Source organism: Solibacillus sp., assembly GCF_040273735.1.
Classification (GTDB): domain Bacteria; phylum Bacillota; class Bacilli; order Bacillales_A; family Planococcaceae; genus Solibacillus.
On the sequence record NZ_JBELZM010000021.1, the window covers coordinates 1 to 16,598 of the forward strand.

Consider the following 16,598-nt stretch of genomic DNA (forward strand, 5'->3'; position numbering starts at 1 on the left):
AACACGGAAGTTAAGCTCTTTAGCGCCGATGGTAGTTGGGGGCTTCCCCCTGTGAGAGTAGGACGTCGCTTCGCACATGTAAAACCCACTGAGAAATCAGTGGGTTTTTTGTTTTGTTTAAAAACTATTATTACTTATTATTTCAATGCTGACAGTTACAATTATACTTTGGTCAAGGGAAATAATTGAGTTTGTAGCGAAGGAGTCGTTACAACGGCTGATACATTTATTAGTGATAGTGATGAAAGTAGTAATTCATTTAACAACTTTAAGTAATCAATAATGGGTTTATTATTAGCTAACAAAACAACGTTAACTAATAGTATCAATGGTGGTCTGAAAGATGGAGGAGCCTTATAATAGAAGGACAAAGAAAATGAGGTGAACGTGGTGAACAATGATCGACCAATCGTTCAAGCATTAAAAAAGTTTGTTGCGGATGACCCGCATTCTTTTCATGTGCCTGGGCATAAAAACGGGTTGCTGTCGAATTTGCCGAATGAAATTAAACAGGCATTAAAATATGATGTAACCGAACTGACAGGGCTGGATGACTTCCATCATCCAGAAGAGGCTATTCACCAGGCAGAGCAGCTCCTCGCATCTACATATGGGGCAAGTCGGAGTTTCTTTTTAGTGAATGGCTCAACAGTTGGAAACTTGGCAATGATCTATGCAACATGTGAAAAAGGAGATACAGTACTTGTTCAAAGAAATGCACATAAATCTATTTTTCATGCATTGGAACTTGTAGGAGTGAATCCTGTATATGTTTCGCCAAAGTGGGATATAAAAAGTCAGACAGCGGGTTGTATCGATCTGGAGACATTAGAGCAAGCGGTAGCGTGCTATCCCCATGCGAAAGCTGCTATTTTTACGTATCCGACTTATTACGGGGTGACAGCAAAAGATTTGGCGGAACAAATTAAATTGTGCCACGCATATAAGATTCCTGTTCTAGTTGATGAGGCACATGGGGCACATTTAACCGTTTCGGAGGATCTGCCCGCTTCAGCATTGGAGCTAGGTGCAGATATTGTTGTCCAGTCTGCACATAAAACATTACCCGCTATGACAATGGCTTCCTTTTTACATATGAAATCATCGTTAGTAAGCGAGCAGAAAGTAAACCGCTATTTACGTATGTTACAATCGAGTAGTCCATCGTATGTATTATTAGCATCCCTTGACGATGCAAGAAATTATGTGGCGAATTATACGGAAGCTGATTATGCGTATCTTATGGAGAAACGCCAGCAATTTATTGAGTCTTTGACAATGGTTACGGATTTACAGGTTGTTGAAGTGAATGATTCATTAAAACTATTAGTCCGTGCTCCGGGTTATACAGGATTTCAATTAAAAGAAGCATTGGAAAAATTGCATGTATATGTAGAGTTGGCAGATGCAAAACAAGTGCTCTTAATTTTACCGTTATTAAAGCAGGAAGACTCTTATTCAATTACGGATTTATGTAACCGTATGAAAGAGGTATATACACATTTAAAAAACTTCCCGAGCATTGAAAATACAAATGAAATTGAAAGCTTCGAAACAATAACAATTACACAACCCGAGTATAGCTTTGAGGAAATAGAGAAGGCAGAGAAAGAATGGGTTCCCTACATCCGAGCTATTGGACGAATTGCAGCTACAACAATTATTCCGTATCCTCCTGGAATTCCATTACTCGTACAAGGTGAAAAAATTACGGGAGCCCAAATTAGTCAGTTAGAGGAGCTTCTTGGTATCGGGGCAATGTTCCAGGGAGATCACCGATTACAGGATAAATTAATACAAGTCATAATATAGATGCAGGGAGAATATAAAAATGCAAAGGAATTTATTTATTACGTTTGAAGGCGGGGAAGGTGCCGGAAAAACGAGTGTATTAAAAGCAATTGGTGAGCGTTTAAAAGAAAAAAGTATTGAAGCATTACTAACACGTGAGCCAGGCGGTATTGAAATCGCCGAGAAAATCCGGGCAGTTATTTTAGATCCGGCACATACAGAAATGCATGAGCGTACAGAGGCATTATTATATGCTGCAGCACGGGCACAGCATTTCTATAAAAAAATTGCGCCTGCATTGGAAGAAGGAAAGCACGTATTATGCGATCGTTTTATTGACTCGTCATTGGCATATCAGGGCTATGCACGGGAAATCGGAGTCGATGATGTACTTTCTATTAATGAATTTGCGATAGGAAAGCGACTTCCGGATGTAACGATTTTCTTTAATATTGCACCTGAAAAAGGATTAGCGCGTATTCATGCGACACGCAGTGATGAAATTAACCGACTAGATTCTGAAGGATTGGCATTTCACAAAAAAGTATATGAAGGGTACGAAGAAGCAATGAGACGATACCCGGAGCGCTTTAAAATGGTGAATGCCGACCAGCCTATCGAAATGGTGATAGAAGAAGTATGGGGGATTTTAAATCAGTTATTAGGGTAAAAGTAAATGAAGTGTACCTTTTGTTTATGATATAATAGAGGAACCAATTCAATGAAGGGGTGAGTACGGATGAAGTTAGTAGTAGCAGTAGTGCAAGATCAAGATAGCAACCGCTTATCGAATGCATTAACAAAAAACAACTATCGTGCGACAAAATTAGCGAGTACAGGTGGGTTTTTACGATCGGGGAATACGACATTTTTAATAGGTACGGATGATTCTTTAATTCCAAAGTTATTAGATATTATTCGTGAAAACTGTCGATCACGTGAGCAAATGGTTGCTCCTGTATCTCCAATGGGGGGGAACGCAGATTCTTACATCCCGTACCCTGTTGAAGTTGAAGTTGGAGGAGCGATTGTATTTGTATTACCAATCGAACAATTCCATCATTTTTAATTTCTTTCAACAAACTGAAAGGAGTTAATGTCCCAATCGGTATTGGTAAATTCGTGCAGCCATCATTATTGCGCGTATAAAGCCGAGTTCGGTAGTAAGTATAGTGGGGCGTTATTTTTGGAGGCGAATGGTAAATGAAGATTAATCAAGATCTCCGCACAAATTTGAATGCGAATCGCAATGATTTGCGACCGGCAAATCAAAACGGAAATCGCTTTGGTGACATGATTATAAAGCAAGAGTCGAAAATGCAGTCAGAGCAGCTCACGAGGTTAATGGGTGATATATCTACAGCGGGAGACCGAGTAGCACGATCACGGAATTTACGTGAATTAGCACGCTTTAAAATGCTTGTGAAACGTTTTTTACAGGAAGCAGTAGATTATGGGCTTGAGACGAAGCAATCACATACATGGAACCGTTTTGGAGAAGGTCGCCGCTTAAAAATTGTTGAAACAATTGATGAGCGTCTTGTCGAATTGGCAGAAGATATTTTAAATGAAGAAAAAGAGTCTATTGAGCTATTAGCGAAAATTGGCGAGATTAAGGGACTTTTAATAAATCTGTATATGTAAAAAATGCCCGTGTCTTTGTTGTGCACTAGACACGGGCATTTTTCCAAGTAGAATATATATTGTTTGAATTGTACATAGGGCATTCAAATAAATAGAAGCAGGAAATGAAAAAGGTGAGGGAATTGACACGAACTATTGAAGAGCTTACGAAGCTGCAACCTGTAGTGATGAAGCAACTACAAACAATTGTAGATAAAAATCGTTTAGCACATGCCTATATATTTGAAGGTGAAAAAGGTACGGGTAAACGAGATGTCGTCTCTTTTTTTATGAAACTTCTTCTTTGCGGAAATTTGTCAGAAAATGTTCCATGTGAAACATGTCGAAATTGCAGACGAGTTGATTCGGGAAATCATCCGAATATTTGGCAAGTAGAGCCTGATGGACAATTTATTAAAATTAATCAAATAAGAGATTTAGTTGCTGAAATGAAGATGACAGGTGTAGAGGAAGGCAAGAAAATTTATGTGCTTCATCATGCGGATAAATTAAATATTGCTTCTGCTAATATGCTTTTAAAGTTTTTAGAAGAACCGGACGGACAGGTTGTGGCCATTTTATTAACTGAGCAAATCCAATCTATCATTCCGACGATTCGTTCTCGTTGTCAGCATATTAAATTTGCTAAAGCGCCTCGTACTACGCTGATGGATCAGCTGGTAGAACGGGGAATTACAAATTCAATGGCATCGACAACAAGCATGGTGACAAATGATCTTCAAACAGCTATTGCACTTGCAAACGATGAGCAATTTGTACTTGCACGAAAAACAGTGTTAAAATTATTAGAGATTGTTCATCAAAATGTTCATGAAGCACTATTATATATTCATGAAGAATGGCTTCCACTCTTCAAAGAAAAAGAAGATATGGAGCTAGCACTGGATTTGCTGCTGTTTGCGTACCGTGATATTGTAGCGATTAAAGCGAACCAGCAAGCAAAGTGCACGTATCCCGATATGTATCAACGATTTAATGATATGGCACTCGTATTGACATATGAAAAGCTGTCACGCCAAATGCAGTCTATTTTGCAGGCCCGCACAAATTTAAATCGTAATATGAATCGTACGTTATTGATGGAACAGCTTATGCTGAATCTTCAGGAGGGGTATACATTTGTATAATGTAGTCGGAGTTCGCTTTAAAAAAGCGGGTAAAATATATTATTTTGATCCAGCCGCTTATATTTTGGAAGTTGGCGAATATGTAATTGTTGAAACTGCTCGGGGAATTGAATATGGCAAAGTCGTTGTACCAATGCGACAAGTCGGGGAGAATGATGTTGTTTTACCATTAAAACAAGTAGTTCGACCAGCCGATGAACGTGATCGTTTCCAGGTAGAAGAAAATACTATTGAGTCAAAACGTGCATTTGAATTAGCGAATACGAAAATTGTTGAGCATTCATTGGATATGAAGCTCGTTGACGTTGAATATACATTTGATCGCAATAAAATTATTTTTTATTTTACAGCAGAAGGGCGTGTAGATTTCCGGGAATTAGTAAAGGATTTAGCTAGTGTATTCCGTACGCGAATCGAGCTACGTCAAATTGGTGTTCGCGATGAAGCGAAATTGCTTGGCGGAATTGGTCCATGTGGAAGAATGCTTTGCTGTTCAACATTTTTAGGTGACTTTGAGCCTGTGTCGATTAAAATGGCAAAGGACCAGAATTTATCGCTGAATCCGACAAAAATCTCCGGGTTATGCGGACGTTTAATGTGTTGTCTAAAATACGAAAATGATGATTATGAAATTGCAAAAGAAGGTATGCCAGACATCGGTGATTTATCAATGACACCAGAAGGCGAAGGCAAAGTCGTCGGATTAAATGTATTAGAGCGACTCATTCAAGTATATTTGACGAAGCAGGAGCGTATGGTTGAATATACGCTTGAAGAGCTTATGCAATATGAGAAAAATCTGATATAGATAGAAATTAATGGGGTGGCTTGAGTGAAGGACCGTAATTTTTTGGATACTGTTATGGAGTTCGAACAACAGCTTGAATCAATGCAACAGCAATTTAGCGCACTTAAGCAATTTGTTGCGCATATGATGGAGGAGCATCAGACGCTTCAAACAGAAAACCTTCACCTACGTACGCGCTTAGAAGAACTTTTAGCGAATGAAGCAACTGCAAGTAAACGAGTAGAAGAGCTGAAAAAAGAACCAGTAGATATTGGCGAAGGGTACGATAATTTAGCAAGGCTTTATAATGAAGGTTTCCATGTATGTCATGTGCATTTTGGAAGCTCACGTAAAGGTGAAGATTGTTTGTTCTGTCTATCATTTTTAAATAAACAAAATGGTTAAAAACAAAAGGCTGAATCTGCTAAAGTAGATATCAGTCTTTTGTTTAGAAAAGACTGATTAAAATAGCAGTTAAGTGGAGGATTTAATAGTGGAACAATGGTTGAAGGATGATGAACGATTAGATTATTTACTGGCGGAAGATTTACGAATTATTCAAAGCCCATCCGTCTTTTCGTTCTCATTGGATGCAGTATTACTGGCGCGGTTTGTACAAGTCCCGAAAAATAAAGGACATATTATTGATTTATGTTCAGGCAATGGGGTAATCCCACTCTTTTTGAGTGCGCGGACAAATGCAAAAATTACAGGTGTAGAATTACAGCCGCGGTTGCATGATATGGCCACACGCAGTATCGCATACAATAACTTGGCACAACAGATCGACATGCAGCTTGGAGATGTGAAAGATGCTCCTGGAACACTTGGTATCGAAAAATATGATGTTGTGACATGTAATCCTCCTTATTTTTTGGCACATGAGTTGAGCGAAAAAAATACGAGCGAGCATTATGCAATTGCTAGGCATGAGCTGTATTTAACGCTTGATGAGGCAATCGAAGCAACAAGCCGTCTATTAAAACAAGGCGGAAAGGCGGCATTTGTACACAGACCAGGTAGGCTTTTGGATATTGTTAGTGCAATGCGAGCAAATCGACTGGAGCCAAAGCGCATTCAGTTTGTTTATCCAAAACGGGGGAAAGAAGCAAATACATTACTAATTGAAGCAATTAAAGACGGCAAGCCGGATTTAAAAGTATTGCCACCATTATACGTATATGAAGATAATAATGAGTATACGCCAGAAGTGAGGGCACTTTTATATGGAGAAGGAAACTAAACATTACTTTTATGTGGTAGAGTGTAGTGATGCTACACTATATGCAGGCTATACGAATAATTTAGAGAAGCGAATAGCAACACATAATGCAGGTAAAGGGGCAAAATATACACGTGCACGCGGACCGGTAACGTGTATTTATTTTGAAACATTTGAAACAAAACAGCAGGCAATGTCCGCCGAATATGCATTTAAACAACTAAAGCGTCCCCAAAAAATAAAGTATATAAGGAGTGCTACAGATGAACTCACAAAAAAGTAGCCAGCATGAACAAGGGAGCTGTCTATACTTAGTAGCAACACCAATTGGCAATTTAGAAGATATGACGATGCGTGCACTGCGCATTTTAAAAGAAGTCGATATTATTGCTGCAGAAGATACGCGCAATACGAAAAAGCTATGTAATTATTTCGATATTCAAACACCGCTTATTAGTTATCATGAGCATAATATTGAAGTAGGCGGCGAGAAACTGCTTGGCTATTTGCAAGAAGGAAAATCCATTGCACTGGTAAGTGATGCAGGTTTACCTTGTATTTCGGATCCTGGTGCAGATATTGTCGTAAAAGCAATTGCTGAAGGATTTGCTGTCGTACCAATCCCTGGAGCCAATGCCGCTTTAACTGCTTTAATTGCATCCGGTCTTTCTCCCCAGCCGTTTTATTTCTTCGGCTTTTTAAAACGAAATAAAAAGGAACGCAGAGAACAGCTGGAAAAATTGTCGAAGCGAGAAGAGACACTGATCTTTTATGAAGCACCACATCGTTTGAAGGAAACATTGAAAGACTTACAGCTTGTATTAGGTGACCGCAAAATTACACTGGCACGGGAATTAACAAAGAAATTCGAAGAGTTTTTGCGAGGCACAATAGAAGAAGCGATCATTTGGGCAAGTGAAAATGAAATTCGCGGTGAATTTTGTATCGTGCTGGAAGGAAATACTTCCGGTGAAATCGATGAAGAAGAAGAAGCTTACTGGACAACAATGTCATTGGATGAGCATGTTACTTATATAATAGAAGAAACTCAATTATCTTCAAAAGAAGCCATTAAAGAAGTAGCCAAATTACGAAACATACCAAAACGTGATGTTTACCAGGCGTATCACCAATAAAAAAGCGTTGAAAAGTCAACATACTTTTCAACGCTTTTTACATTTGGTAAAATAATACTTTACTTTACATAAACTAGTGAACGCGTAACCGCTTCAGTTGTTTAAATAAGTGATATTATTTTTTTAGGTTATCTTGAATTTCTTTCATTAACGCTTCTGCACCTTCAGAAGACAAGATTAGTTTACCGCCTACTAAACGCATGTTTTCATCAGAAACTTCACCAGTTACTGCACATGTCATGTTAGGCATGTATTTTTTCAAGATGATTTTGTCGTCATCCACATAGATTTCTAAAGCGTCTTTTTCAGCAATACCTAATGTACGGCGTAATTCGATTGGAATTACTACACGTCCTAATTCGTCTACTTTACGTACGATACCTGTTGATTTCATATTAATACTTCCTCCTATATAATAAAAAGTTATTTAAATTCGTCAAAATTCGACATTCATCCTGATCTAGTTAAAATCATAACAATTAATACCATAAACGTCAATAAATTAGTATTCATATTTTCTTCATTTAAGAAACTTTTTTGTCATATTTGTACTTTTTAAGGAAATTATAAAAAAAACTTATCATTTAATATTTAGAATAGTCGGAAAGATTTAACCAATTACCAACATTTAGTTATCGATTTTTCGACAAAACTGAAATCCAATAAACTTTCATTGAAACAATTTTCGTACTTCGTTAGAATAAGGATTATACTTTAACAAACAAATGGAGGCACTTTCGTGAGTGAACAACAAACATTCTATATAACAACCCCTATTTATTACCCGAGTGGAAAATTCCATATCGGTACTGCATATACGACGGTTGCATCTGATGCAATAGCGCGGTATAAGCGTTTAAAAGGCTTTGATGTGCGCTTTTTAACAGGCATGGATGAACACGGACAAAAAATTCAGGAAAAAGCACAAGAAGCCAATATGCATCCGCAAGATTATGTAAATGAAATTGCAGAAGGTGCCAAAAAATTATGGAATACTATGGATATTTCCTATAATGACTTTATTCAAACAACTGAAACGCGTCATACAGATTCTGTAGAGAAAATTTTCCAGAAATTTTTAGACAATGGTGACATTTACAAAGGCGAATATGAAGGACTATATTGTGTACCTTGTGAGTCTTATTATACCGAGACGCAATTAGTCGATGGAAAGTGCCCGGATTGTGGACGTGATGTGCAAAAGGTTAAAGAAGAGTCATACTTCTTTAATATGAAGAAATACGCAGATCGCCTACTTGCTTATTATGAAAATAATTTAGAGTTTATCGAGCCGGAATCTCGCAAAAATGAAATGATCAATAACTTTATTAAACCAGGGCTGGAAGATTTGTCTGTTTCCCGTACATCATTTGACTGGGGGATTAAAGTACCAGGCAATCCGAAACATGTCATTTACGTATGGGTAGATGCATTATCGAACTATATTACTTCTTTAGGATACGGTTCTGACAATGAAGAGCTATTCAATAAATATTGGCCGGCGGATGTCCATGTAGTAGGGAAAGATATTGTTCGCTTCCATACAATTTATTGGCCGATTTTCTTAATGGCATTGGATTTACCATTACCAAAGAAAATTTTTGCACATGGTTTCATTATGATGAAAGATGGAAAAATGTCGAAATCTAAAGGTAATGTTGTGTATCCTGAAATGTTAATCGAGCGATATGGTTTGGATGCAACACGTTATTTCCTTTTACGTGAGCTGCCATTTGGTCAAGATGGTGTATTTTCACCTGAATCATTCGTCGAGCGTACAAACTTCGATTTGGCAAACGATTTAGGAAACCTTTTAAACAGAACAGTCTCCATGATGAATAAGTATTTCGATGGGGTAATTCCTACTGAAAATTTGGAAGCGACACAATTTGATGCAGCATTAAAAGAACATGCTGAGAATGTACGTGTTAGATATGAAGAAAGTATGGAAAAAATGCAGTTTAGTGTCGTTCTTTCTGAATTATGGTCATTAGTTTCACGTACGAATAAATATATCGATGAAACATCTCCTTGGGTATTGGCAAAAGAGGAAGCCGACAAAAACAAACTTGCTGCTGTTATGAATAATTTGGCAGAGAGCTTACGTCATATTGCAGTTATGATTCAGCCTTTCATGACAAATGCGCCAAAACAAATTATTGAACAGTTAGGTCTTGATGAAAAATCATTACAATGGGACACAATTGAAACATTCGGTAATGTTATACCAAAAAACATAAAAGTTGCTGAAAAAGGAACACCGATCTTCCCGCGTCTTGATACAGAAGTGGAAGTAGCTTACATTCGTGAACAAATGCAAAGCTCTGTAAAAACAGTACAGGAAGAGGAAACGACAACAGTTGAAGCACCGGATACGGAAGAAATTACAATTGATGATTTCATGAAAGTAGATTTACGTGTTGCAACAGTATTGGCATGTGAACCAGTAGCAAAAGCCAAGAAATTATTAAAGCTGAAGGTTGATTTAGGTTATGAACAACGTCAAGTTGTTTCAGGTATTGCCGAGCATTATAAACCGGAAGAACTTATCGGTAAAAAGGTAATTGTCGTTGCCAATTTAAAACCTGTTACATTACGCGGCGAATTATCTCAAGGGATGATTTTAGCAGGCTCACATGATGGAGTTTTAACGTTGGCTACTGTTGACCCGAAATTAGCAAATGGTGCACAAGTGAAGTAATGTCAAGAGTCTGTTGGAACAGAAATGTTCAACAGACTTTTTCATTATTTGACAAATAGTGTAAAGATAAACTATTTCAATATAATTTATATATGGTTGAAAAAGGATGATGTGTGGTTTTTTTACACTTCATCTCCCGATATTTAACACTTATACAATAATAAATATGTATTTTGTAACCTATATGTAATAATACTGAAAACTAAGAAATATGATCTATAAGTACAATACACGATAGGAGAAATGAATATGAGCACATTCATAGATACACATGTCCATTTAAACGCAGATCAGTATGATGAAGATTTACAGGAAGTAATTGACCGCGCTATTGAAGCTAATGTAGAAAAGATGGTTGTAATCGGCTTTGACAAAAAAACAATTGAACGTGCGATGCAACTAGTAGAGGATTACGATTTTATTTATGCAGTAATTGGTTGGCACCCGGTAGATGCAGTTGATTGTACAGATGAGTATTTAAACTGGATCGAACAACTGGCAAAGCACCCTAAAGTTGTCGGAATCGGTGAGACAGGGCTGGATTATTACTGGGATAAATCTCCGAAAGATGTTCAACAGTATTGGTTCCGTAAGCAGATCCAGTTGGCAAAAAAACTCGAATTACCAATTATTATTCATAATCGTGATGCAGCAGGGGATGTTGTGCGGATTCTACAAGAGGAAGACGCAGCAGCTGTTGGCGGGATTATGCATTGTTTCGGTGGTAGTGTTGAAACAGCTCGCGAATGCATAAACATGAACTTCATGATTAGTCTTGGAGGGCCTGTAACATTTAAAAATGCACGTCAGCCAAAAGAAGTCGCGGCAGAAATTCCGCTGGAGCACTTGCTCATTGAAACTGATGCGCCGTATTTAGCCCCACATCCATTTCGAGGAAAACGAAATGAGCCGGCATTCGTTACATTGGTGGCAGAGGAGATTGCCCGTCTGAAACAATTACCTGTGGAAGAAGTTGCTAATAAAACAACGGAAAATGCAAAGCGCTTTTTTAAAATTCAATGATAAAAATATTAAAATAACGGTAGAAATTAATTAAGGATTTTTACGTTAGGATTGATTTTCAAAGTGCAAAAAGTACATGAAGATAAGTCGCCTCCAATACTAGTTGCAGTACGAGTTCAAGCAAGATGCCCAATTTTTGATAAATTCTTTTTTATTGACAGTAAGAAAACTAGTACGTATAATCCAACTTTGTATTAAGGAGGCGTTATTTTCATGTCAAATCAATCCATGAAAAGCCAGTTCTTAGGATCATTGAGGAGTAAGCAAACAGGGGTCCGAATTCTTTCTGTAGTCCTGTTTGTATCTGTAATTGCATTTGTTCTATACCACGGAACTAAAACTCCCGTTATGTTAACAGCAGACGGAGAGACCACAAAAATTTATACACACGCAACTACGGTTGATGAGCTACTTACAGCTCAAAATATAGATTATACAAAATATGATAAAGTATCACCCTCACTGAGTACCAGTATTGATAGTGGAATGTCAATAGAATGGGAACAGGCAAAAGAAGTAATAATTTCAGTTGATGGAAATCAGTCTAAAGTTTGGACAACTGAAAATGTAGTGAAGAACATTTTGGAAGAAGCAAATATTGAAGTAACAGAGCATGATCTTATATCACAAAGCTTAGATACAGAAGTAGGAGCCGATAACAAAATCGATATTCAAAAAGCGTTTCAGTTAACGCTTGTCGATGGCAAAAAAGAGAGACAAGTATGGTCCACTTCGACTACGGTCGCTAACTTTTTAAAACAACAAGAGGTTCAATTAGGTGAATCGGATCGTGTCGAGAAAGGTTTGGAGGAAGTTATCGCTCCAAATGATAAAATCGCAGTTGTTCGCGTAGAAAAGGTTACCGATGTAGTGGAAGAATCAGTAGATTTCGCAGTTGAAAAGAAAAATGATTCTTCTTTATTAAAGGGCAAGGAAAAGGTTGTTTCAGAAGGTAAAAAAGGTAAGGTAGAGCGTACATACTCTATCGTTAAAGAGAATGGTAAAGTCGTTACGAAAAAGCTTGCTTCTGAAAAAGTAATTAAAAAACCAAAAACAAAAGTTGTATCTGTAGGGACAAAAGTTGTCACTGCAAATGTTTCCCGATCTAGTGAACCAAGTTCAGGGAAAGAGTTTTATGTAACTGCAACAGCATATACACCAAATTGTGCAGGCTGCTCGGGTATTTCGGCAGCAGGTCTTAACCTGCGCGCAAATCCGGATATGAAGGTCATTGCAGTAGACCCTAAAGTTATTCCATTAGGAACAAAAGTATGGGTTGAAGGCTACGGAAATGCTGTAGCTGCTGATACAGGCGGTGCAATAAAAGGTAAAAAAATTGATGTTTTAGTACCGACAACGTCCAAAGCCAAAAGCTGGGGACGTAAAAAAGTACGTATTAAGGTACTGAATTAAATTTTATCTCCATTCAGCAAATCCTTCTGATATTGAAAGAGAAGCGGCAAGTACAGAAAACACTCACCTTTTCAGGTGGGTGGTGCATGCTTGTTTTGTTCGTTTCAACTGGGATTTTAAACGTTGCTGAATGAAGAGGAACTCCTGGGCTGATGCAACAGACTTTCTATAGGGACAATGAAGTGTCAGCCTTCAAACGTCATATGTTGCAACAACGGCGGACTGACTCACATTTACATGCCTAAAAAAACTGGAGACAATTATACCGAGACGTAATTGATTATTCAGTTGTATGATATTAAATCAACATTCCAAAATGTATACCGGCTTTCTCGCTTTTTGACTGATGGCGAGGGAGCTTTTTTCATTGAAGTTAGCACAGCGGTAACAAAGTGCAATCTATGGTAAAATAGCGAAAGACTAAGTTAGAAATGAGGAACGTTTCTTGGATATACAAGAGATTATTGTTGTTGAAGGAAAAGATGATACAACAGCGATTAAGCGTGCGACAGGAGCAGATACTATAGAAACAAACGGTTCTGCAATCTCAGATGAAGTACTGCGCCGTATTGGACATGCCCAGAAAAAGAGAGGCGTCATTGTATTTACGGACCCTGATTACCCAGGCCGCCGTATTCGCGCGATTATAGAAGAGCGGATACCAGGTGTGAAGCATGCGTTTTTAGCAAAGGCGAAAACAATTGCCAAAAACGGCAAAGGTTTAGGGATTGAACACGCAAATGATGAGGATATCCGTGAAGCATTAAGCAATGTCTATACATTGGCGGATTCCCAAATTGAAGAAACTATTACACTGGAAGATTTAATGACAGCCAAACTGATAGGACACCCGCAATCAAAAAAGCGTCGGGACCAGTTAGGGGAAATTTTAAATATAGGAATGACAAATGGTAAACAGCTTCATAAACGATTGATGATGTTTCAAATAACAATCGAGCAGTTTGCAGAAGCAATTTCGCAATTAGATCAGGAGGATATGCATGTATAAAGACATTGCCACACCGGTACGTACAAAAGAAATCTTAGAAAAATACGGATTCTCATTTAAAAAGAGCTTAGGGCAAAACTTTTTAATCGACCCGAATATATTACGTAATATCGTCAGTCACGCTAATTTAACAGAAAATAGTGGAGCGATTGAAGTTGGACCTGGGATAGGTGCATTGACAGAACATTTGGCCCGTGAAGCAAAAAAAGTCGTATCGTTTGAAATCGATCAACGCCTTTTACCTGTTTTGGAGGATACATTAAGTCCTTATGAAAATGTGAAGATTGTCCATTCGGATATTTTAAAAGCGGATGTTGCACAAGTAATTGAAACAGAAATGCCAGGTATTGAAGATATTATGGTCGTGGCCAATTTACCTTATTATGTAACAACACCGATTTTAATGAAGCTTTTAAATGATCGTTTACCGATTCGCGGCTTTGTCGTGATGATGCAGAAGGAAGTAGCGGACCGTATTACCGCAAAACCGGGCACGAAGGCATATGGATCTTTATCAATTGCAATTCAGTATTACGTAACAGCAGAAATCGCTATGGTTGTGCCGAAAACGGTATTTATGCCACAGCCAAATGTAGATTCGGCAGTCATCCGCTTAATTAAATATGATAATCCTCCGGTGAAAGTAATTGACGAGGACTTCTTATTTGAAGTATCCCGTGCTTCGTTTGCACAACGTCGTAAAACAATTTTAAATAATTTACAAAACGGACTTGTTAATGGTAAGCAAAATAAAGAGCTTATCCTTCAAGCATTAGAAGAAGCCGGAATTGAACCATCACGTCGTGGTGAAACATTGTCAATTCAAGAATTTGGGAAATTAGCGGACTGCTTATATCCTAACTTTTGTGTACGACAATAAAGTGAATTTCACATTAAAAAAATTTAAGAAATCTTAAGAAAAAAGTTGACGACTTTGAATCACGGTGATAAAATATTATATTTTATTGACATTTTAATTACATCATGGTATACTATTTTTTAGTGAGGTGTATGCGAAAATGCCAAAAACGTTAGCAGACATTAAAAAATCATTGGATAGTCATTTGGGTAAACGTTTGCAATTAAAAGCAAATGGTGGTCGCAAGAAAACAATTGAATGCGAAGGCGTCTTAAGTGACACTTACCATGCAGTGTTCGTTATTGAACTAAAGCAGGAAGATAATGCGTGCAAGCGCGTATCTTACAGTTACACAGATATACTTACCGAAGCAGTAGAGATTACTTTTTTAGATGATGCTGTAGCTACCATCAAATAGTTTTTCTAGTACTTATTTTAATATTTTTAAAAAAGCGCTCATTTAAAGTGAGTGTTTTTTTCTTTTTTGCACATGCTAAAAGCGTCAACGAAAAGGAGGTTTTTTGCATGGCAAGACAAAAAATCATGTCGAGTCGTCTAAAGGAAGAGATTGCAAAGGAACTTGGATTTTACGACGTAGTTCAACGTGAGGGTTGGGGCGGTATTAAAGCCCGTGATGCAGGAAACATGGTAAGACGTGCGGTTGAAATGGCTCAGGAAAACTTAGCTAAACAATCGCAGAATAACCAAAAATAAGTTGACACAAAGATGGCACCATCGTAGGTTCTCGCTTACGGTGGTGTTATTTTGATTGCAGGAAAGCGATTTACTTAATCATTGGAATATCTTACTACTGAATTGTCCGGCATGCACTTATTTACGAATAATTTGCGAAGAAAAGTGAATGTTTTCGTGCATAATACAAGGCTTCCGTATGGTAAAATAGGGGCAATAGAATTTTAATCGCGTATTACATATTATGCGTGCCTTATACAGTAGGAGGAATTTTCAATGTTATACGTAAAAGCACCCGCAAAAATTAACTTAACACTCGATGTGCTTTATAAACGTCCGGATCATTATCATGAAGTGGAAATGATTATGACAACGGTCGATTTGGCCGATCGAATTGGACTGGAATCACGAGCAGACGGCCAGATTAAAATTGTTTCGACAGATAATTTTGTTCCGGATGATCAGCGGAATTTTGCTTACCAGGCAGCAGAGCTTTTAAAAAATACATACGGTATTAAAGAAGGCGTAACCATTTCAATTGAGAAGCAAATTCCTATAGCTGCGGGTCTAGCGGGTGGAAGCAGCGATGCAGCGGCTACATTGCGCGGTTTAAATGAACTTTGGGATCTAAATTTAACGTTGGACGAGCTTGCGGAACATGGAGCGAAAATTGGTTCTGACGTATCATTCTGCGTTTATGGCGGTACAGCTTTGGCAACAGGGCGCGGGGAAAAGATTAAAGAACTATCCCCGCCTCCAACTTGCTGGGTCGTTTTGGCCAAGCCGAAAATAGGCGTATCGACAGCGGATGTATATGGTGGGCTGAATATTGAAGGTCTACAGCATCCAAACACGAAAGAAATGATTAAGGCGATTGAAACGGAAGATTATGAGCTAATGTGCAATTCACTTGGAAATGTTTTGGAAACTGTAACATTTAAGCTTCATCCGGAAGTTATAACAATTAAAGAACAAATGCAGCGCTTTGGTGCGGACGCAGTTCTAATGAGCGGCAGTGGTCCGACAGTATTTGGTCTAGTGGAGAATGAAGCACGCGTCAGCCGCATTTATAATGGATTACGTGGTTTTTGTGAGGAAGTTTATGTAGTACGTATGTTAGGGGAACGAAATCCACTTGCATAAATACGTATAATTATGGTAATTTGACTATTAAATATTCGTATTTAAATAAT

The 16,598-nt window shown here is 38.0% G+C and carries 19 protein-coding genes and 1 rRNA gene; 19 read left to right on the top strand and 1 reads right to left on the bottom strand.

The features are described 5' to 3' along the window. From rrf to rsmI, 11 genes are all read left to right on the top strand, one after another. A 5S ribosomal RNA gene (rrf, locus tag ABS917_RS18935) occupies positions 1-74 on the top strand; the annotation flags it as partial. A 316-nt stretch (positions 75-390) separates the two neighbouring features. Next, the gene (locus ABS917_RS16600; RefSeq protein WP_350480052.1) at positions 391-1,812 is read left to right on the top strand and encodes an aminotransferase class I/II-fold pyridoxal phosphate-dependent enzyme; all 1,422 of its coding nucleotides are present in this window, start codon (positions 391-393) and stop codon (positions 1,810-1,812) included. Positions 1,813-1,831: 19 nt separating this feature from the next. Continuing rightward, positions 1,832-2,461 carry a dTMP kinase gene (gene tmk / locus ABS917_RS16605; RefSeq protein WP_350480053.1) on the top strand — a complete coding sequence of 210 codons (630 nt, stop codon included), beginning with the start codon at positions 1,832-1,834 and terminating at the stop codon, positions 2,459-2,461. A 69-nt stretch (positions 2,462-2,530) separates the two neighbouring features. Next, the gene (locus tag ABS917_RS16610; protein ID WP_079523149.1) at positions 2,531-2,860 is read left to right on the top strand and encodes a cyclic-di-AMP receptor; all 330 of its coding nucleotides are present in this window, start codon (positions 2,531-2,533) and stop codon (positions 2,858-2,860) included. A gap of 134 nt (positions 2,861-2,994) precedes the next feature. Then, positions 2,995-3,435: a YaaR family protein gene (locus ABS917_RS16615; protein WP_350480054.1), complete on the top strand. Its 441-nt coding sequence runs from the start codon at positions 2,995-2,997 to the stop codon at positions 3,433-3,435. A gap of 104 nt (positions 3,436-3,539) precedes the next feature. Further along, positions 3,540-4,562, top strand: a complete 1,023-nt coding sequence (gene holB / locus ABS917_RS16620; protein ID WP_483316069.1) for a DNA polymerase III subunit delta' — start codon at positions 3,540-3,542, stop codon at positions 4,560-4,562. Further along, positions 4,555-5,370 (top strand): PSP1 domain-containing protein, encoded by an 816-nt coding sequence (locus tag ABS917_RS16625; protein WP_008408311.1) that lies wholly within the window; start codon positions 4,555-4,557, stop codon positions 5,368-5,370. Before holB ends, ABS917_RS16625 begins: the two co-directional genes overlap by 8 nt. 24 nt (positions 5,371-5,394) lie before the next feature. Further along, a complete protein-coding gene (gene yabA / locus ABS917_RS16630; RefSeq protein WP_079523146.1) occupies positions 5,395-5,754 on the top strand; it encodes a DNA replication initiation control protein YabA in 360 nt (119 codons plus the stop codon). Between the two features lie 88 nt (positions 5,755-5,842). Continuing rightward, entirely contained in the window at positions 5,843-6,592 is a 750-nt protein-coding gene (locus ABS917_RS16635; RefSeq protein ID WP_079523145.1) for a tRNA1(Val) (adenine(37)-N6)-methyltransferase, read from the top strand. Continuing rightward, positions 6,576-6,854 (top strand): GIY-YIG nuclease family protein, encoded by a 279-nt coding sequence (locus ABS917_RS16640; protein WP_008408307.1) that lies wholly within the window; start codon positions 6,576-6,578, stop codon positions 6,852-6,854. The genes ABS917_RS16635 and ABS917_RS16640 overlap by 17 nt, the downstream gene beginning before the upstream one ends. After that, complete coding sequence (gene rsmI / locus ABS917_RS16645; protein WP_350480056.1) at positions 6,835-7,707, top strand: 16S rRNA (cytidine(1402)-2'-O)-methyltransferase; 873 nt, start codon at positions 6,835-6,837, stop codon at positions 7,705-7,707. Before ABS917_RS16640 ends, rsmI begins: the two co-directional genes overlap by 20 nt. A gap of 115 nt (positions 7,708-7,822) precedes the next feature. Here rsmI and ABS917_RS16650 read toward each other — a convergent pair whose 3' ends face one another. Next, complete coding sequence (locus tag ABS917_RS16650; protein WP_350480057.1) at positions 7,823-8,101, bottom strand: transition state genes transcriptional regulator AbrB; 279 nt, start codon at positions 8,099-8,101, stop codon at positions 7,823-7,825. Between the two features lie 345 nt (positions 8,102-8,446). Between ABS917_RS16650 and metG the strand changes: the two genes are divergently transcribed. The 8 genes from metG (at position 8,447) to ispE (ending at position 16,548) form a co-directional block, all read left to right on the top strand. Beyond that, positions 8,447-10,408 carry a methionine--tRNA ligase gene (gene metG / locus ABS917_RS16655; protein ID WP_350480058.1) on the top strand — a complete coding sequence of 654 codons (1,962 nt, stop codon included), beginning with the start codon at positions 8,447-8,449 and terminating at the stop codon, positions 10,406-10,408. A 249-nt stretch (positions 10,409-10,657) separates the two neighbouring features. After that, entirely contained in the window at positions 10,658-11,431 is a 774-nt protein-coding gene (locus ABS917_RS16660; protein WP_350480059.1) for a TatD family hydrolase, read from the top strand. Between the two features lie 213 nt (positions 11,432-11,644). Continuing rightward, complete coding sequence (locus ABS917_RS16665; protein WP_350480060.1) at positions 11,645-12,844, top strand: ubiquitin-like domain-containing protein; 1,200 nt, start codon at positions 11,645-11,647, stop codon at positions 12,842-12,844. Between the two features lie 445 nt (positions 12,845-13,289). Next, complete coding sequence (rnmV, locus tag ABS917_RS16670; RefSeq protein WP_350480061.1) at positions 13,290-13,853, top strand: ribonuclease M5; 564 nt, start codon at positions 13,290-13,292, stop codon at positions 13,851-13,853. Further along, entirely contained in the window at positions 13,846-14,733 is an 888-nt protein-coding gene (gene rsmA, locus ABS917_RS16675; protein ID WP_350480062.1) for a 16S rRNA (adenine(1518)-N(6)/adenine(1519)-N(6))-dimethyltransferase RsmA, read from the top strand. Before rnmV ends, rsmA begins: the two co-directional genes overlap by 8 nt. Positions 14,734-14,872: 139 nt before the next feature. Further along, positions 14,873-15,130, top strand: a complete 258-nt coding sequence (veg, locus tag ABS917_RS16680; RefSeq protein WP_008408296.1) for a biofilm formation stimulator Veg — start codon at positions 14,873-14,875, stop codon at positions 15,128-15,130. 107 nt (positions 15,131-15,237) lie between these two features. Continuing rightward, on the top strand, positions 15,238-15,426 hold the full coding sequence (locus tag ABS917_RS16685; protein WP_008408295.1) for a small, acid-soluble spore protein, alpha/beta type: 189 nt from the start codon (positions 15,238-15,240) through the stop codon (positions 15,424-15,426). 255 nt (positions 15,427-15,681) lie between these two features. Further along, complete coding sequence (ispE, locus tag ABS917_RS16690; protein WP_350480063.1) at positions 15,682-16,548, top strand: 4-(cytidine 5'-diphospho)-2-C-methyl-D-erythritol kinase; 867 nt, start codon at positions 15,682-15,684, stop codon at positions 16,546-16,548. The last annotated feature ends 50 nt before the right edge of the window (positions 16,549-16,598 follow it).